The sequence below is a fragment of the Desulfosporosinus acididurans genome (assembly GCF_001029285.1).
Lineage (GTDB): Bacteria > Bacillota > Desulfitobacteriia > Desulfitobacteriales > Desulfitobacteriaceae > Desulfosporosinus > Desulfosporosinus acididurans.
Genome location: NZ_LDZY01000026.1, coordinates 1 through 18,813, shown reverse-complemented (window position 1 = coordinate 18,813; position 18,813 = coordinate 1). Strand labels below are relative to the sequence as shown.

19 protein-coding genes and 2 pseudogenes are annotated in these 18,813 nt (G+C 38.4%); 1 reads left to right on the top strand and 20 read right to left on the bottom strand.

Annotation, left to right across the window (positions count from 1 at the left end):
- The 14 genes and pseudogenes from DEAC_RS21120 to DEAC_RS21055 form a co-directional block, all read right to left on the bottom strand.
- Positions 1 to 809, bottom strand: an 809-nt coding sequence (locus DEAC_RS21120; RefSeq protein WP_047812076.1) for an IS3 family transposase, incomplete at its 3' end; no start/stop codon positions are given.
- Positions 806 to 1,178, bottom strand: a pseudogene (locus tag DEAC_RS21115) (HTH domain-containing protein). The gene DEAC_RS21120 and the pseudogene DEAC_RS21115, both read right to left, overlap by 4 nt.
- Before the next feature lie 668 nt (positions 1,179 to 1,846).
- Positions 1,847 to 3,976: a dynamin family protein gene (locus DEAC_RS21105; RefSeq protein ID WP_047812074.1), complete on the bottom strand. Its 2,130-nt coding sequence runs from the start codon at positions 3,974 to 3,976 to the stop codon at positions 1,847 to 1,849.
- Positions 3,977 to 4,021: 45 nt separating this feature from the next.
- Entirely contained in the window at positions 4,022 to 6,160 is a 2,139-nt protein-coding gene (locus DEAC_RS21100) for a dynamin family protein (RefSeq protein WP_047812073.1), read from the bottom strand.
- A 22-nt stretch (positions 6,161 to 6,182) separates the two neighbouring features.
- Positions 6,183 to 7,196: a helix-turn-helix transcriptional regulator gene (locus DEAC_RS21095; RefSeq protein WP_047812072.1), complete on the bottom strand. Its 1,014-nt coding sequence runs from the start codon at positions 7,194 to 7,196 to the stop codon at positions 6,183 to 6,185.
- Positions 7,197 to 7,578: 382 nt separating this feature from the next.
- A complete protein-coding gene (locus tag DEAC_RS21090) occupies positions 7,579 to 9,123 on the bottom strand; it encodes a recombinase family protein (RefSeq protein WP_161796487.1) in 1,545 nt (514 codons plus the stop codon).
- Between the two features lie 100 nt (positions 9,124 to 9,223).
- Complete coding sequence (locus DEAC_RS23710; RefSeq protein WP_161796486.1) at positions 9,224 to 9,382, bottom strand: hypothetical protein; 159 nt, start codon at positions 9,380 to 9,382, stop codon at positions 9,224 to 9,226.
- Between the two features lie 603 nt (positions 9,383 to 9,985).
- Positions 9,986 to 10,564, bottom strand: coding sequence for a hypothetical protein (locus DEAC_RS21085; protein ID WP_047812070.1), 579 nt, complete (start codon positions 10,562 to 10,564; stop codon positions 9,986 to 9,988).
- 212 nt (positions 10,565 to 10,776) lie between these two features.
- Positions 10,777 to 11,271 (bottom strand): hypothetical protein, encoded by a 495-nt coding sequence (locus DEAC_RS21080; RefSeq protein WP_047812069.1) that lies wholly within the window; start codon positions 11,269 to 11,271, stop codon positions 10,777 to 10,779.
- A 142-nt stretch (positions 11,272 to 11,413) separates the two neighbouring features.
- On the bottom strand, positions 11,414 to 11,704 hold the full coding sequence (locus tag DEAC_RS21075) for a hypothetical protein (protein WP_047812068.1): 291 nt from the start codon (positions 11,702 to 11,704) through the stop codon (positions 11,414 to 11,416).
- Between the two features lie 33 nt (positions 11,705 to 11,737).
- A complete protein-coding gene (locus DEAC_RS21070; protein WP_047812067.1) occupies positions 11,738 to 13,978 on the bottom strand; it encodes a YfjI family protein in 2,241 nt (746 codons plus the stop codon).
- A 105-nt stretch (positions 13,979 to 14,083) separates the two neighbouring features.
- The gene (locus DEAC_RS21065; RefSeq protein WP_047812066.1) at positions 14,084 to 14,425 is read right to left on the bottom strand and encodes a hypothetical protein; all 342 of its coding nucleotides are present in this window, start codon (positions 14,423 to 14,425) and stop codon (positions 14,084 to 14,086) included.
- Positions 14,426 to 14,524: 99 nt separating this feature from the next.
- Positions 14,525 to 14,743, bottom strand: a complete 219-nt coding sequence (locus tag DEAC_RS21060) for a hypothetical protein (protein ID WP_047812065.1) — start codon at positions 14,741 to 14,743, stop codon at positions 14,525 to 14,527.
- Between the two features lie 91 nt (positions 14,744 to 14,834).
- Positions 14,835 to 15,071, bottom strand: a complete 237-nt coding sequence (locus DEAC_RS21055) for a helix-turn-helix domain-containing protein (protein ID WP_200903175.1) — start codon at positions 15,069 to 15,071, stop codon at positions 14,835 to 14,837.
- Between the two features lie 211 nt (positions 15,072 to 15,282).
- Here DEAC_RS21055 and DEAC_RS21050 point away from each other — a divergent pair, with 211 nt between their 5' ends.
- A complete protein-coding gene (locus DEAC_RS21050) occupies positions 15,283 to 15,732 on the top strand; it encodes a helix-turn-helix domain-containing protein (RefSeq protein WP_047812064.1) in 450 nt (149 codons plus the stop codon).
- A 352-nt stretch (positions 15,733 to 16,084) separates the two neighbouring features.
- Here DEAC_RS21050 and DEAC_RS24905 read toward each other — a convergent pair whose 3' ends face one another.
- From DEAC_RS24905 to DEAC_RS21025, 6 genes and pseudogenes are all read right to left on the bottom strand, one after another.
- Positions 16,085 to 16,234 (bottom strand): hypothetical protein, encoded by a 150-nt coding sequence (locus DEAC_RS24905; RefSeq protein ID WP_427846289.1) that lies wholly within the window; start codon positions 16,232 to 16,234, stop codon positions 16,085 to 16,087.
- 159 nt (positions 16,235 to 16,393) lie between these two features.
- Positions 16,394 to 16,615 (bottom strand): annotated as a pseudogene (locus DEAC_RS24900) (DNA alkylation repair protein); the annotation flags it as partial.
- An 81-nt stretch (positions 16,616 to 16,696) separates the two neighbouring features.
- Positions 16,697 to 17,296: a DJ-1/PfpI family protein gene (locus DEAC_RS21040; RefSeq protein ID WP_047812062.1), complete on the bottom strand. Its 600-nt coding sequence runs from the start codon at positions 17,294 to 17,296 to the stop codon at positions 16,697 to 16,699.
- Between the two features lie 319 nt (positions 17,297 to 17,615).
- A complete protein-coding gene (locus tag DEAC_RS21035) occupies positions 17,616 to 17,804 on the bottom strand; it encodes a hypothetical protein (RefSeq protein ID WP_047810301.1) in 189 nt (62 codons plus the stop codon).
- A gap of 78 nt (positions 17,805 to 17,882) precedes the next feature.
- Positions 17,883 to 18,149: a hypothetical protein gene (locus DEAC_RS21030; protein WP_047812061.1), complete on the bottom strand. Its 267-nt coding sequence runs from the start codon at positions 18,147 to 18,149 to the stop codon at positions 17,883 to 17,885.
- The coding region (locus DEAC_RS21025) for an ExeA family protein (RefSeq protein ID WP_047812060.1) at positions 18,146 to 18,813 on the bottom strand (668 nt) is incomplete at its 5' end. The genes DEAC_RS21030 and DEAC_RS21025, both read right to left, overlap by 4 nt.

Here is an 18,813-nt window from a genome sequence, read left to right as displayed (position 1 = left end):
TGAATTCCTTCAAATGTTGTGCATTGAGAAATGTCAATTTCATCTTTCATGTGACCGTAAAAGGATTCCTGCGGAGCGTTATCCCAACAATTTGCCTTTCGGGACATAGACTGCCTCAGTTCACTGTCCTTTATCAGTTGGATAAACTTTATACTTGTGTAGTGTGACCCTTGATCCGAATTAATCAGGGTCTCAGCTGTCAAAGAGATACCATAATTCTTGACGAGCTGGTTCACAGTTTCCAGAACAAAATCAATTTCGAGAGATTCACTCAGTACCCAAGCGAGCAACTCTTTTGTACAGGCGTCAATGATAGTAGACATATAGCACCGTGGCGCCTTTCCATTAATTATGTAGGTAATATCCGTCAGCAGAACAGCGCGGGGGCCGTGTGTTTCAAATTCCCGGTTCAGTAGGTTGGGAGCCACATTGTTGGTTTTCAGTGCTTTGGCCATTCTCCGGTACGGATTTGCTTTGCGAATAGGACAGAAAAGTCGATATTTGTTCATCAAACGTCGGATTTTCTTAATGTTCATGTGCACCGGAGGAGCCATATGAAGAAGCCGCATGTAAATACCGCGGGCTCCCTTATTGTAACCACGAAATCGGTAAGCTTCCACAATTATTAGGAAATCCTTTTGGTCTTGTTCTTCACGTTGTCGTCTGAGGTCTTTCGTTTCAAGGTAATGGTAGTATCCGGACCGCGTAACACTAGCAGCAGCGCATAGGCAGGCAATATTCAGCAAATTGTTGTCTCGCTGAGTCATCTCGCGAATGACTGCGTACTTAGCAGATGCGGGAATATTCATGATTCCGAATCCTCCCGGCCTAAAGATACAATTTTTTTTAGAAACTCTATTTCCTGATTTTTATAGGCCAGTTGCTGCTCAAGGTATTTTACTTTTGCTTCTGGATCTGTGCAGTCTTTGACATATGACCCGTACGTTTTTAACTCTGAACCCTTTTCCCGCTCGGACTTCATTTCGGATCATACCCTTCAATCCAGTTAGACGACATTCGCCAAGAATATCAGGATCGATGCCGAGCTCGATAACAATATCTCGCGGCTCCTTTTCTTCTTGTATTGAATTCCAAAACAGTTCCTTAAATTTGGCTGAGAAATGCACAATACTAGGACTGACATCCAAAACATAAGGACTTGATCGGAGATGATTCATTTCTTCTTGAGTAAATTTTTTGTTAGCCATGCGGCATTCCTCCAATTCAGTCCAGTTTTATTGTTACCTGTTTGAACTGGAATCAAAACCGCTAGTTGTCCGAGGTTAAGGGTTTCAAAAACCCTTCTGTCCAAAATAAAGGGTTTTTAAAACCCTTGCTGTCCATTTTATAGGGTGCATTTTAAATTTAGAATATTCTTAAGCCTACAACCCGCGCCACAAGCGGGTTTAGAGTGTCTGTTTTCTACGTACTACCACGGTCTCAACGTGCGTTGGTGTTACTTTATTGATGATTTCTCAAAACATGTACATTGATAAGAGTAAAGAATTGGAGTAAGAATCCACTCCCCCTACTGTTGGAAGCGAATCTTAAAATCCAAACCCGGAAAAACTTAAGCTTATTCTCATTCGTTCTAGAACTTATTTTGCCATTGATTACACGAATGCCATGCAGCTTTATTAAAATGGTTTTTGTAACATATATTTTTCTCCTGGGGATCAAATTCGAAGACGTTCATCATACCAATCCTAGGCTTTACACTTTTACCACCTAACGGCCCATTCCAGTGAATACACATAGCACAAATTTTATTATTTGGTTTCGTAATTTTCATACTTCTCTTCCTTTTAATAAAAACTATATAACAAAACCTTAATCCTAAGGCTTATTAACTGACCTCTTGTAGATTTTGAATAGAAGATTGTACTCCCGAAGAAATGGAATTTTTATTTTTTTTGAATGTCTCACTTTGTGGATCAAGAATACTTAATAAATCGTTTTTTAATGTTAATAAATATTTTTTCTCTTTTTCACAAGTATAGAATTCATTATCTACGATTCGTAACTGTTCCTCAAAGATGTTAACAATTTGCTCTAACTGTTGTTTGTACGACGGTAAGACTTGTTTAACTACAATATTTCTTAAACTACCAAAAACAAACGATGCGGCGGTGTAAAATAGATTATCAACTCTCTCCCTACACGAATCTTTAAATTCACTCACGTTTGTAAGCCGGAATGACCTATAGTATACGTCACCTCGACCTTTGAAAATTAACCGTTCCTTCGATCTACTTTTTGATTCTATTGGTATATATGGAGGGGCACTTAAACTGGGTATATAATTCTCATCAATAACATAATTCGAAACCTTTGAAATTGGTATCTTAAAAGCTATGCTATTATCTTTGTAAAATAAATCTAATTCACTTTCTAGGTCTTTCGCAAATTTGTTTAAATTCTCCTTTAAGATCTCTTTCTTAGCCCTTATTTGCTTTCTAGCAATCGCATTAACTCTATCGCCGGCTTCTTCTATAACCTCTTTAAAATATTCTTCTAGCCGTCTTCTTTGATATCCGGGTTCAGTTGATTCTGGATCAATATACTCATTATCATCACGATATTCAACCCAACTTGTCGAATAAGAAGGCATATAGCTATTTGAAAAGCGACTTGAGAAATTGTTTTCAGCCAGAATTTCGTTTTCTATATCATTTTTTACGATCCCCTTTAGTAGATAGTCGACTTTATTGTCATTGTAAAACGAATGAATTTTTTTTATTGCATTCATTATAGTTCTTCGTTTTTTATTCAGGTCGTTGAAAGGGAGTTTTACCACCTTCTCATCGAGTAGGTTTACATTGTTTATAACTACGGTATTTAACCAGGATCGTATAGATTCTACTATTTCTTGCGTAAGAATACTCTCAGTTTGTTCAAGATTATTATCAATAGTCTTCTTGATATATTCTTCAAGCTCCTTGATATTTGATTGTATAAATAATTCTTGGTAATATTCTTCAGGTTCTGGTTTACAAGAGAATACCCTTCCGTCAATTTCCTTTTCTAGTAATGGTAATATATCATCAAAATCCTGTTTATAGATTTCCAAAATAGAAGGTTCTTTCTTAAATAAGGAAATAATTCTTTTTAGAACACTACCTTTGCTATTCACCTTTTTCTCAGTTAACCGGCTAAGCAAAGCTTTTTTCGCGCTTATGGGGAAAACCAAATTTTTATTATAACCCCAGCAAGATAATGTTTCCTTTACATCCCTAATAGTAGTATCTGACGTTACGTCCTTTTGTTCCATGAGACGATCCATCTTATTTAAGATAAAAATAACATTGTTTTTTATATCAGGGCGATAATAGCGGATCAAATCTAATAATTTTTTATTCTCTTCGTCTATATAGTACTGTACGTCAATTACAAAGAAAATGAGCGAACTTTCTTTTAAGCAATTTGAAAATGTGTTCTCTAAATCAATTGTCTCAACGAATTGCTTCATTTCATTGGGACCAGGTGTATCAACTATTTTCAATTTAACTTTTTCTAAACTATCCGATAAACAAATAATAGTGTGTGTGAAACTATAGTGTTGAATATCAACCTGATCTCCCATTTCTAATCCTGTACGGTATTCTCTAATATCATCTAAAAAAGCCTTTTCAATAGGCTTTTTCAGAATAAACTGACTCTGATTATTCGATAATGTCTTCTCGATTTTATTATCAAATAAGCCATTAATAATGTTTACAGGAACTAAAGTGCAAGCCGCATTCTCGTTGGGTAATATATCCCTACCTAATAGTGCATTTATAAACGTTGATTTTCCTGATTTCATTGTTCCTACTACATAGATATTTAGCTCTCTATTTTTAATTCTAGATAATGCTTTAGAAGTTAAATCATTTGAAAATGTGAAAAATTCTTTTTCATCCTCACTTAGCGAAATTTGGTCACTATACGCCTCTAAGAGTAATAGTTGGTCAATGACCTCTTTCATATCTATCATTTTAGTAATCCTTCCATTTAAATGTTAATACACTGCCATTAAGTTTTACTTAATATGTTGTAGTTGAGCCGTTATACTCATCATTTTACCTTCCAATGTTTTCAAATACTGAATATAAGACTCACGCTCTGAACGTTTTTCTTCAAATTCTTTTTCCAAACCATCAAGGTATCCATTAACAGAGTTAATAAACTCGCCAACATTCTTTGTTATAGCCTTCTTAATAGCCTCCATTTCTTTGGTAGTCTGTTGTCTAAACTGGTCTTCTAGAATCTTAGCTTTTGAAGTTGTCTCCCTTTTGATGTTCGCCTTCATAACAGTCACATCTAGCGTATATACAGTTCTTTGCTCGGGCATTGCATATTTATCTTGATGGGTACCGACACCTAGCAAAAAACCAGCGATTCCCCCTACTAACGCACCCACCGGACCAGCTATTGCCATACCAATAGTAGCTCCTTCAGCAGCTGTAGTTATTCCACGGGCAGTTTGATCTTTGAAATTAGAATCTGAAACTTGTTTATTCCTTTCATTTCTTGAAGAGGAAATATCAACACTTTCTACATCCATATCTCCTATATCTAATGACATAAGACCTTCCGAGTCTATTTCTATATCTAGATGTTTTTTAATGATGGCATCTGCTCTTTGGGTTAGAAGTCTAAATTCTTGATAAACATTCTTAATTAATTCATATCGAGCTTCATTGTATTTGCGAATAATCTCATCTTGCTTTCTAAAACAATATGTTGAAACCGTAGTATTACAATCTCTTTCAATTTGGGCTGTCAAGTGAGATAAATAGTTTCGATCCTCGGACTTATAAACGTTTTGATATCCACCTAATTGCTGTTCTATAGCCATAGTAATTTCTGTACTAATATTAAAAATCATGCCATTTAGGGTATCATGTAACTGCTGAACATACCTTTCCGTATCGGACATTATCGTATCTGAAAGCTGATATAATTCTTGAATTTCATGTTTGGATTTTGTAATTCCGTCGCGTAGTTCTTCAATTCCCTTACTTTGTATTTTTATTTGCGAGTCAATAGTTTTTAGCATAAAAGTAGATTTTTGGTCTATGTTTTCAATAGCCCCTTCAATTAATTTGGCAGAAGCCTTTTTAAATGTATCTAAAATCACCTTTTCTTCCAACGTATAAATATCAGATTCTTTCAATAACCTTGGTGCAAAATCTTTTGCTTCCAACTGCTCCAAATATTTCTTTCCATTTATGATAACTTCTTCCGAAAATCTAGCTTGATATTTATTTTTACAATCTGTAAGTGCCTCTTCTGTAATTGTACCGTTTTCTATTTCCCTTCCGTACAAGGCCATTAGAGCTGAAAATGGTAAAACTTGTGGGTTTGACAAAGTATTTTGAGTTTGGAATGAAATCATTTCTTTAACAGCTTGGATAACTTGTTCTTTAGAGCCATCCTTTGACGAACGCATATCAACTTTATTAACCACAAAGAAAATTTTGTCGTTATCCTTGATTATATCTTCTCTTCCAGCGAATATTTCCTTAATCAAATTTGCATTTGTGTCAGATTTATATACACAATAATCAAATACAAATATAATAGCATCTGCGTTTCTCAACTGATAATATGTAATCTCTCTTAATTTTTGTGTATCAAATTGACCTGTACCAGCTTCATTTGGTCCAGGTGTATCAATTAATAAAAAATTCTCAACTAAATCTTTATATTCCTCATTATTTAAAGCTACAATCGGAAATTCCATATAATATTTATTAATTACGGTAACTCCATTTTGATGACGAGAGTCACGCACATCCTTATGAAAATTCTGCTCAAGTGTTCGACCATTTCCTTCAGTAATTGTTTGAACGGTTCCGTCTTTTAAGTATTTTAAAACCTTATTTAGAGGTTTCTTAGAAAATCTAATTTCTGTGATAGCGGTAGTACATGCTGCAGTCTCGTTTGGAAGGATGTCTTTTCCTAATAAAGCATTAAACAGAGTTGACTTGCCTGCCTTCATGGCAGCAATCACTGCTACAGAATAGTTTTTTGATTTGAGTTTTTGATAGGTAGATTGTAAACCCTCGAGAATTTCACCAGTTTGAACAACTTTCCAAAAATCCTCGGTTTTTAATGCGTCAATTAGTTTTTCAGTTAAATGTAATAGTTCTTTGATTTTTTCGGTATTGTTCATTTTTTCTCCCCCTGTATCTGAATCATTGAATATAATAGTTACCTAACATTCGTAACACGGTATCTCTTATCTCTTGCCTAAATTCTGATGGTTTCAATACTTCAAGAAACTCTGCCTGACTAAGTAGCCACATCTTGATACCATCACCAAAAACCTCAGCTTCTACAAGAGCCTTATTTTCCTCCCATCCAATTACATGTGCTGTAGGTAAACGGTCGAGTACAGCATCCAGTGATGGGCCCCAGAATCGAAAAGTAATTTGCATCAATTTACCCGCTCGCATAAATTGTACTCTTTTACGAAACTCACCTTCTTCAAATCTGTCTGCTTCTGGAATATGAAAGTGTTGATTGCTGATTGAATAGGACTCTATCCTGTCTAATCGATATGTAACCGGAAAGTCATAACCTAAATCCTTGATATAAGCAATGAGATAGAAGTAATATTCTGCAAAAATCAAACCGCATGGTTCCAAGATCCTACAAGTCGTAACCGCTGCTCCAGGTTTCAGATAGTTTACTTCCAACAATCGCCTCTCTCGGATGGCCATGCTGATATCCCATATTTTATTTATTAGGGGTTGACCATGAGCAACAGGCAAATAGTGATGTAGTTCATTCCGAATATTCTCAGTTACATTCTTTCGAGCATTTTGTAGACACTGAGCAATGATTTTATTTAGAAGAAGGTCAAGTTCTGATTTCGAAAATGCCCTGCTTTCCAATAAGATTTTAGCAATGGCTAAAACCTCTTCCTGAGTTAGCCAAGCACTTCCACGGATCATTTCGTAACCCTTTTTAGCTCGATTGTAATTTATAGATATATTACAACCTTCTCCATTTAAACTCTGGTCATCAAGATAAGCCCTCAAATCATTAATATCTCGTTGAATTGCTTTCTCACTAACCGAATAATTAATTGCAGCCTGCTGTTTGTTGATGACATTACCTTTACTTAAAGCGTCATACAAGGAAAGTATACGGTTTGCTTTTGTTCGACTATCAAATTCCTCCGTATCTCGCCAGTCTTGCTTCAAACAAATCCCCCTCCGATATCAATAGAAAGTTCGTAATTATATTCTTTTCTAACTATTTCTACTTCAAGAAACAATATCCTGCAAAAATCGATAATCTCAATTATTTTCTGACTTATCTTCTATACAGACTGTTTGTTTTTCATTAGTGTTCATCGCCTTCTCTTTTGTTAAATCGCAATTACAATAAGGGCATAGCCATATTCGGTGTTCACTTGCGCTGTATGAATTTTTTCCGCAAGCCATGCATTTCTTTCTTAACAAAATCTCATCAGCTCCTGTTTTTTATATAAACAGCATAGCAAACGGCATGGACAAAGAGTGTCCACGCCGTTAAAATTTACACCAGAAAATTAAAAATGCTGGTGAGAGATCTTATATCATCTCAACCAACACTTTCCTCATTAATTACCAGAAACGGTATATTCCACTCAACCGCAATATCTAGTTTTGACTTCCTGCCATGCTTCCGCTCATGAACGATGATTTTATCAATTAGCGTCACTATATCCGTATGAGTAAGTTCCTTCCTATTAATAGTATCCCTCAAAACATCCAATGCTTTTGCTAACTTTGCTTTCTCATGATCGCGAACTTCTTTAAGATTCTTTGTTTCACTCAATTGCTGTTCAAGCCTTTCTAGTTCTTTTGTGGATTCTTGAGTCATCTCCCGGAAGAGTTCTTCATTAATCAATCCTTGCGCTAGCTGCTTGGAGTAATTCTTTATTTCAGTCTTTTTGGCCTGATGCGCCATTTGGAGTTTATCAATCTGCTTGTTGGCATCTTTGTTAAGTTCCTGTCTCTGATCAATGCTCTTACAAAGATTATCCATTTTGACAAGCCCACTTTGATAGAGTGATTCAACTTGCTCCATGACTATTCTGTCAAGGCCATCATGGCTTATCGAGTGCCCCGTGCAGTAAGCTTTTCCATACCTCTGATACGTAGAGCATATATAGCACTTCTTTCGGCCATAACTTCGGACCTGGCTTACAGTGACAAGGTTCTTTCCACATTTCCCACACTTCACTACACCCGTATACTTATAAATCGCACCGCTCTTGGCCTTAACTCCATTTATAACCCTCTTAGTAAAGGTGGCATTGACAGCCTCAAATACCACCTTATTAATAATAGCCGGAATCGCCCCTTCGAGCACAAACTGTTCATCCTCGGCAATCTTAATTAATTTATTACTCCGAATCTTAGGGCGCTTGGTTACCCCTCTTCGAACTACACCGATATAAACATCATTTTTCAGAATCCTCTTCACGCTCTCAGCATGCCAAATATGCTTATATTGCCATTCCGGTTTTCCATGGTAACCATATAAGGCATTTTTCCTGGAGCATGGTGTTGGAATCTTTTGTTCATTAAGGTGTTTGGCAATTTTATTGACGCCATATCCGTGTAAATATAGGTTAAAAATAAGCCGCACAGTGTCGGCGGCTTCTTCATCAATGATACATTTTCCTTTATTCGCAGGGTCTTTCCTATAACCAAAATGGGGAGAGTGTATCTCCCCGTTCTTTTGTTTGGTTCTTAAGGCATCTTTTGTTTTGCGGCTAATATCCCGGACGTAGAGTTCATTATACCAGGTCTGAATCCCTCTCATGTTTTCATCCATGTTTCCGCTTTTCAAGCGGAGACTTACGCCCTTATCTTCTAACTCTTCGATGAACAGTAACGTCTTAGCATTATGCCGGCCTATGCGTGAGAGGTCTTTGGCAACCAACACATCGAGAACGCCGTCATCAATGAGTTTGATGATCCGGTTGATTCCCGGCCTGCTATAAGAATACCCGCTGATATCGTTATCTTCAATAATATCGATGAGTTCGATACCTAGCTCGTCCGCAAAATCTTTGATGACATCTTTTTGACTGGAAATACTTTCCTTGCTGCCATCTTCATCTCTGGAAATTCTCACATAGCCATATGCCCCCATATTTCAATTCCTCTCTTTTTCTATACTCATTGAGCCTTCGCGTTACTTCAATGGTAGTGTGATGTTAGCTCTGAGTCGGCTACTAATCAAGCAATTTGAGACGTTTCATGCGGTTAACAATTACTAGTTCTAGGGCCTTTTCCCAAGTAATCGTTCCTTTACATGTATGGGTAACTGAGTTAATCCGGGGATGGTCCGGGTATTCAATCCTGAGTTCTTTTTTCGTCTCTTTATTTGCCATTTTTGCCTCCATTAAATGTTGAGGCCCTGCTTCAAGTTATCCTCAAAGCAAGGCCATAGTTCAGGTTATTAGAGCGAAATCAATGCATCGAATCTAGTAAAAAGAGACAATAGAAACATTAGGTTTCCTTTTTTAAGGACTCCAGAAACTCTAGATGTTGGGTCCTTTACCAATGAACACTACCTATTGGTAGAGCAATCCTGGCAACTTCTTTTGAATTTTAGCCCTATTTTGAACTTTTTCCAACACTTTGGGCCTTTTTAACTCAAAAAATGCTGGGCAGTTCTCCGCAGGTATGGGACACGGCAGCGCCTCTCCTTCTCATTATCAAGGTGGGGGGGTAATACTTAGACACAATAACACTTGGGCATCAAACAAAGCCAAGCATTGTCATCATTCATCATAATCTCATTTTGGGATAGAACCCTATCCCTATAATCCCTATTATCCCTAGAATAAAAATCAAGAAATCCTTTTTAGGGATTGTAGGTAATTTAGGGATACCTTTCGCCAAGAAAAAGGGCAGCATATGAATTTTTATAGGCTGCCCATTACTCAAAGATTCATCAGTTTAACATCGCGAATAGGTTAAACAGAGGTCTTCTAACCAATAATAAACTCATCGGATTGCGTGGCCTTGCACAGTACTTCTAATTTCATTTCAAGTTTTTGCAGGGAATTTGAATATTCTCTATCGAAATCATTAACTTTCTGCTGAACTAGAATTAATTCTTTTCTACATCTATCCGCCTGTGCTTTTAATCGCTTTACACTATCATGATCCATTATTAGAGTGCCGATGGTTCTATACATACTTTGGATCTTAGTTCTTAACCCCTTGACTCTTTTATACTCCTGGTAATTATCTTTTTGAAATTTTGCCAGCGATTCAAACCTTTCTTCAAATTGTTGCCGATCTTCTGGCTCCAGTGATTTAATCGTCAGGAGATATTTCACACCCTCTAAGTTTTGGATCACATTGTCGTATTGACTGATAAAGTTCAAACAGTTATTGTCTAATTCTTTAAAGCGATGCTTTAAACCGTCTATTTGGTCCTGAATATTCATATCCGGATTGCCTCCTTGATTTAACTCACGAATGGATTTTTCAGATTGAATCGGTTGGTTGTTCATTTTCATTCCCTCCACTAACTGAATTAATTTTGCGGATAGCTTTGTCATGCTCTCGGACCTCCGAAGTAATTATTATTGGCTTTAACCCCTATCCCTAAAATCCCTAGAATACATAGAATTATCGTCCGGCAATCATTTTAGGAATTGTAGGTATTATAGGGATGACCTATAGACTTCTGACTATAGGAAAAGGCAGCCAATTGATTCACAATAGACTGCCTAAAAGTTATTAGATACTGGACATTCTTAACGTATTGGAGTTAAACCGCAAACTCATTAGATTTCAAGGCATTCAAATAATAATCCAATTCCGAGTCAATTTTCTTCAAACCGGCTCTACATTGTTTATCATAGCTTTCAACTGACTGTTGAAGACGAATTAATTCTTTTCTATCCCTTTCTTCCTGCGCCTTGAGTTTTTTAACATTTTCTTGGTCAATCCTTAACTTATCGACGGATCGCATGTTCGCTTGAATCTTTGTCAATAATTGTTTTTTCTTGGCAAGTTTTTGAGATCGTTGCCCCTTTCGCTTCTCCACAGAATCGAGCTTTGCCCTGAGCCGCAAACGCAGTTCATAATTCAGATTTTTATTTGCAAGACTTTGCTTCAAAGACCTTACCTGCTCGGTGTCTTCGTTATAGCGATTGATAAAGTATTGGCAGTTTCGTTCTAGCTCCCTATAACGAAGATATACTGACCCCAGCTTTTGCTGGCTATCTATAATCAATTTGTCTAATCCCTTCATCTCGCTCATTTTATTGCCTCCATTAACTACATATTTAAAAGAACCCAATTGAAACTGGACTTCAATCTGATCCCTAAAATCACCCTTTAACGATATTTAGGGATTGTAGGTATTTTAGGGATACCTTATTACCCACAAAATGATCATTGGGTTAAACCGTTGCTACAATTTTGGAAATGGACTCTGTACCTATTGCTGGGTTTAATTCGTACTCAACAAGCTTTCTTCCCACGGTGCCTTTGTCTAAAGTGTGTTCTCGCAAATAGTTTCTTTCTATTAAAATAGCCAGCGCACGATCAAGTTCGCTTGCTACCTTAAAACGACCTCTTGTCCACTGCCAAATATCTTGCTTACTCAATATGGCAACGGCAAAGCCTGTTTTCTTTTCAATGGCTTGGAGAAGATATTTCCCTTCTTCAATCCGAGGATTGCAGCCCATCATCTCAAAAGCCGCTAAGGCATGGTGAATTAAATATTACATTGAGAGCTTCGTTGCCGCTTGCATTGTATTTCCGCTTAGAGGAACGTGCCAAGGTTCAGATGAGAAACTATTATCTGCCAAATGAAGAAGGCCAGCAATACGCCCGGTTAAGCCACAGAGTTTAGCACCCCAATCAATAATTCCCGAGAGTTTCCCAAAGGGCCTAAGATAATATTCTATGGTTTGTTCAAACTCACGAAAGATTTGATTAGCATCTTGACTGAGTTGTATCACCCCTGGAGAATTACTTAATGGTAAATTTAAGAGACGAGTCATTCCCGCCTGATAAGCAGCTTTCACTGACTCAGGAACAGAAGGTGCATCGATTTTTCGATATCCGACAAAAGATTTTGGAATAGCATAAGCAAACCGGCCTAATAAACCACGACCTCTAAAATGGGGAACATCCAATAAACCTCTCAAAGCATCAGGCTGAACACTAACCCCAATGGTAAGGAGCGGCTTATCGATTTGAATTGACGGACGGCCAATACGATCCACTCGAAGCGGATCACCAGAAAAGGCTTTTAAATAAACATCGAGGTTTGGTCCACCAGATTGAGTATACCTACCCTCGATTAATCCAAACAGACCTGCTTCACTGGAAAGGATAGCAATGCGTCCCCCTTGCTCAGACATAGCAATTACTAATTTCTCTTGGGTATGGTCATCTAGATAGAGTTTTGGTAAACTCGGAATCCCCATGTCTTCAATTTCACAGGCAATGCTCGCTGCTTTCATGGCTAACTCTTCGGCAGTCTCTGTGTTCTTCGCTTTAACTGCATCCGTCTGGAGTTTGTTAATCTGGCCCTCTTTGAGTTTCTTCATGGATTCTGCCTGTTTAACCAATGGGGTCACTTCTTTTTGTTTCTCAAATTCCCACTGGGCGAGTGGTCGAACTAAGTTGGAAAATGTTTTACTCTTTCGGTTGCCTGGGTCCATGGCAGCAATCACCCAAAGATTAAGAGATTCTTTCCAACCGGGACGTAATTCTATTTCTGCTTTCCCAGCGACAGCAGTGGAAAGAATCGAAAGGGCAATCATGCCTGGAAGTCCCATGGGTACTTGGAGGGCGATTGCTTCCGCTTCGACTGTGTCTCTTAGCCATCCTGGAAACACATCGACCGGAAACTCCGGTAGTTCATAATCTCCATTGAAAGGAACAATCTGACCCCAGTTATCAGAACTTGAAAGTGACTTTGATGGATTAACCAGAACTACTGGGCTTTTTACCTGCTCCCGACACTCTGTGCAGTAACCCGGAAATTCATTTCTAATACGATGACAAGTGGCCGGGCCAGCATCATTCATAGCATGCAAGATTTTACGATCTGTCTCATGACGATCATAGTTCGGATAAGGTTGACTGATCTGGTGAACCATATCCACCCCTTTAAATAAACGTGCTAGAATTGATATGGCAGCATACCACTCTGGTTCTGCCAATGTTCCAGCATCATCCCGGCAGTGGCGAAGAAAAGCACATCGGTCAAAAATCATGTGCTCTATCCCATCCCTATTATCCCTACAATCCCTAGAATTCAATTCACCCTCCATTGGCATGTCCACCAGTTGATGAATGTCATATCTTCGTTCAGGTTCAAAGGTTAGGATTTGCACGGGTATCGGTGTATCGCCTTTGCAGTTCATTGTCCCTGGCAATCGAAGGACTCTCGTTAGATCTGAAGTGTTGTCAAGTTTCCATCCACGTTTAGCAAAGTCTCTGATAAATCGTTTTTGCCACAAACGAGACGTTTCCTGAGCCTTTTGCCGATCATCATTACTCTCAAAGATCCAAGGCTTGTCGAAAAGCCAGTAGCAATGAATCCCACCACCCGTAAAGAGAATTATGGATGGCGGATAAGGTAACGACATTAGCCATTCCCAAACCTCTTCAAAGGTCGGTAAGTTCTTCTGTTTATGGTTGCCACCTTGACAATCAAAATCGCAATAGAAGCATGTCATGGAATGGACACTGACTAACGTTCCCCGCTCGTTTTCAGTGAGTGCTTTGACCTGAGGACAGACCGGAAAATAAATATCTTGGGAGTGTCCAAATCTAACTGCCGATTCTGCCATATCACGGAGATTTGATAATGGCCGCCAGAGGGTTTTCTTTTTCTTCAGTAACCATATATAAGTGTATCCTTCCGTCTCACCATAAATGGCCTGAAGGAACTTTAGGATTTCTGAAACTGCGTCTCCGCTGGGTATCATGGATTCTGTCTCGATCACCAAAACACCTCATTTTCTACCTTGTTTTATTTTGCAGAGACCGCCTTCCAAATTCTAAGGCCATAAAAAATGGGCCACTCTTCATCTGAGTAGCCCATATCTATATTACATTCTTGAATCAAAAACTTCGTCCAAGACATCCAAACGATACGTGCGAAGATCACCTAAGTCTGGGTCAGGGAATTTTCCAACGGGTATTTCTAAATTCCCAATGAGCCATACAACCCTTTGTTCAATACCATAAACTTCACTAACATCAACCCTAAGACCACAAAGGCTACAGTAACCAGCAATCATAAAATAGTTAACTGGCCCCGTTTCTATCTTTGCGGCCAATCTTTTGATTTCTTCATCTTGCTGATCCAGTGTTTGTCGAATCTCCTTCAAAGATTGTAAGGAGGTAATGATGATATCTTCGAGGCTTGCTTGCTTATCTAGTGTTTTCATATGAGAGTTCTCCTTTGAAGACTAAATTTATTGTGGTATAATTTAGATAATAAAGTTACTTATTGCCCTCGGCCTGCCAGCCTGGGTAATCTTTTTTGCCTAACAATGAACACTCTTCAATTCACACCGCAACTGCTCGATACCCTTTTGGAATCCTGACTTTAATCGTTCTGGATCTTTTCTTGTGTGAGGCGAATATGGCCATGACACTACCATACCGTCAAATTCTCTAAGCGCTTCTTCGTAAGTTCTTAGGGCTTTATTTTTTCGTTCGATTGAGCGCTTTTGTTTCTTCCTTGCACGAATTTCTGGGTTCATAGTAAAACACTCCTTTAGAAATTATTAAATATTTAGTGGTTTCCCCGTCAAGTACGGGTACTAACACCCTATATTTAGTTAAATCCAACAATTATTTAACTTGTATTTCCGTCATTACGGGCAAAAAAATAAAATCTAGTTCTAGTGCTTTGGCGATTTTAGAAATGGAGTTCAGTGATGGGTTATAACGCCCTGCTTCAATATCAGCGATATAACTCCTTGATAGACCAGTAGCTTTACTCAATGCCTTTTGAGTAAGTTTCAGGCTGCAACGATTTTCTTTAATTAGAGTACCAAGACCGAAATTATTGATTTCTACTTTTTCCACAGTGATCCCCCCTTTGCTTACGTTTAGTATACGGTATTTCCGTCATTGAAATCAAAGCTCATTACACCCGATTTTTGTAGATTAATGCATTATTATCTTGTATTTACGACACTATTCTCTATATATTATCGAGTTATACTTGTTAATCCGTCAAATTCTCGTTATAATTTAATTGTCGGTGAAACCGTCACTTTCAAGGAGGATACAGTTAATGCGTGTAGGAGAGAGTTTAAAAACATATAGAAAACAAAAAGGGTTCACCCAAGTTGAACTTGCAAAAAAGGCGGGAATATCTAGATCTTACCTTGCAGACGTTGAGGCTGGTCGATATAATCCAAGTTTAGATACTTTAACGGCTGTAGCAAAAGCATTAAATATTGAAACGGGCCTTTTAATCTCCCCTGAAGCGATTGTCGTAAGAAGAGAAGATGAAGCCATGAAGGCATTATTGTCTATTTTAAAGGCAATCTACGACTATGTTGAACTTGAGTTTATTAATTCAGGAAGTGATGAAGTATCCGAATATGACGGCGAATATCAGGTTCTCTTGACTAAGGACAGTGAGAAATTTTATTTGAGTAAAAAGCAATATGAATCACTTTACAAGTTTGTCGTTTCCAATATTCCCAATTACATTGATCTAATCAATTCTTACGATTAAATTTTTGCTGTCTCTTGCCAACATAAACTAGCTCAGCAGTTCATAACACCGCTGAGCCATTTACATATAAAAGAATCTAAGGGGCTTTACCCGACCTGATAATCGCTAAAATCCATGATGAAAGTATATCATGTCTTAAATGGACAGTCACGGACACGTTTCGAACAAAGAGTCTGACAATTCATTTCCGTAGTTTATGAGTTTAGGTTTTCAACACCAAACCTTATCCCTAAAATCCCTATAATACCTAAATTACAATGCAGCCCATCATTTTAGGGATTCTAGGGATATTAGGGATGACCTTTGGTCTCTATAAAAATGTTCAGGTAGATACGTTATTCGAATCCGTGCCTTATTTCACTTTCAACGTCCGCAAATACATCTTTGCTTCATCGCCAATTCGGTAGCTTTCAATCGCTTTCTGAATAGCTTTGTTATGTGTCCACTTTTCCAAACGCTGTTCCTGGATGTATGGCAAAGCTGCTTTGTACTGCTTAGCCAATACCGTTGCAAAATACCAGACAATATCATCATGTTGACATAGTATTCGTCCGATCGGATACTCGCCACAAGCTATCTCATCAGCATTCCTATCCCGGTCGGATAACTGCCAGACTTTGATCTTTTCGAAGAGTTCGGGCAGATGCTTTATAAATATCTACGGCGAAATCAGGTCACAGGTTGCCCAGTTGTCTATGTACCGAAGAAACTCATCAACGGCGTCAACGGTAGCATCATAATCCCTGATCGTTTCGATCAGGAAACCATGCAGGTTATTTTCTTCATAATACGTATGCGGCAGGATTTTAAGAAACTCCGAAGCCTCCGGCGTTTTGGAAAACTCCCGGGCGAGCTTCCGCAGATACGGGATGCGGATGCCTATAAATAATATGAAGCACGTCCGTGAATCTATTAGCATGCAATTATACTCATTTAGTGTAACAGACTATTTACCTCAACTAATTTACATGCTCGGCATAGGTGCCTCGTAGTAACCAAGTTTATGGAAATTGTAAAATTCAAGAATCCTGTTTTCAGATGCAACTCCTAACGCAATCGTTACTTCTTTAGCAAACTCCAATGATGCCGTGCCGTTGGCTGTAATAATATTATTATCTCTTACCGCCTGTTGCATGATATATTTTTCTTCACCTGTGTATGCATCTCCAGCCCATTGTTTTAAGTCATTTAAATCATTACTGGTATGGTTAACATTATTTAAAACACCAATTGTACCGAGAAAAGCCGAAGCATCACAGATACCACCCAAAACTTTTCTATTGTTTAAAGCATTTTGTACCAAAGGTTTAACCTGCTGTGCAGCCTCATTTCTCCATGACATTCCACCAATTAGAATTAGCCCCTCAAAATCTGTTGGAGCTGATTGAATATCATAGTCTGGAAGAACAGTAAATCCCCCTATGGATTGAATGATATCTGTTGTTAACGAAACAGTCTTCACAGAATATTCACCTTGACCTAAAGATAATATTAATGATGATAGATAAGCGGCTTCCCAATCAGCGTATTTATCCAAAATAACAAATAGCACGATTTTTTTCATAATGTAACCACCTCGTATAACTTTATTAATGATGATAACATTTTGCCATCCTAGACAGCTGTGTTCTGTATTCAAAATATAACAATATGAAATTCAATTATGTTTGTTCATCTTTCCATTATTAGCCTTTGGCAAAGTTCGGAAAATGGGTCATAGTGTTAGTGACGCCGTATAGTGTCCGTTAATTGACGGTATATTTTGTCATAGATTAGATGAGATATTAGTCGGTCAGTCTGTCCGTCAGTCCGTCAGTCATTGGTATTTTGTTGTCATACAACAAAGGGAGAACTTCTCAGTTCTCTCTTTGTGTTCTTTTAAGCTATTTAGCCTTTTTGTGGGGCAACGATATCAAATCAAAGAAGATTCTAGTGCCTTCAACATCAAACTTTGCGACCATTGTCGCGACGGCAAGATTTATTAGGGCATTCTGAGTCATTCCAAAGGATATGGCCATTTTATTAAGTCCGTCTTTGACAGTCTCTGGTAGTTCAATCGACTGTCTTGGCAAATTTTTTCCCTCCTCATTTTGATTCACAGTATTATCCGAATTGCATCTGAATAACACCATAATGAACCCGTTGTAAGACTATCTTTTACTTAGATAGCTTTTCTTTGCAGTATTGGCCAGAATGTCGGCCCGTCCCTCTTTTAACTTTTCTTCAAATACTTTTCTAAACCAGGCAACCCTGTTTTTGGTGGGCGGGTACTGGTTAAATTTATCGTTCACTTTGCAAACAGCTTCAATTATTTCGCGTTCCTCATAACCCAGATCCTTCGCTAACTTCAAGGCCATCAATTGAAGGTCGTGGAAGCCTGTCACTTTGAAGTAGTCTTCCAAGCTTGGTCGTTTCATGAAAGTTCCCCCTCAATCACCCGTTTTACCATCCGATCATCAATAATCCGATGGCTATTTTGAGCACCATACATCAGGCAATGGGTACATACTTTGTTGATGAGTCTGGCGGCACCACTGGAAAAACGGTAAATGTCGTCGATCGCTTGATCTGAGAAGATGTCATGGTCGGCACCTGCATACCCTAAGTGTTGTTTTATATAGGCCTCAGTATCGGCTCGATCAAAGTGAGTTAATTTACACTGCAAATCGATCCGTTGACGAATGGCCGCGTATGCCTGAAGCTGAAGACGATCCCACAGTTCACTTTGTCCGACCAAGATGAGGGCCATGGGGCTTTCAGCATCCATATTCATGTTGAGCAAAAATCTTACTTCCTCCAACATTTCTCGATCTAACAAATGAGCTTCGTCAACCACTACCACAGGCTGCAGATGTTGAATCCCCCGCATGAGCTCAATTTCCCGATGCAGCTGACGTTTGGCATCTCCACGGTAAAACTTTGATTCGAAGCCGAGTTGTTCTAACAGTCCTCTGTAAAAATGTCGGGGAGTCAGTTTGGAGTCGGACAAATATAGCACTTTAAACTTTGAGGGGTCTAGGGTTTGAGTATAACGGCGAATGGTTGTGGTTTTCCCCGTTCCACAGTCGCCGGTGACCACGG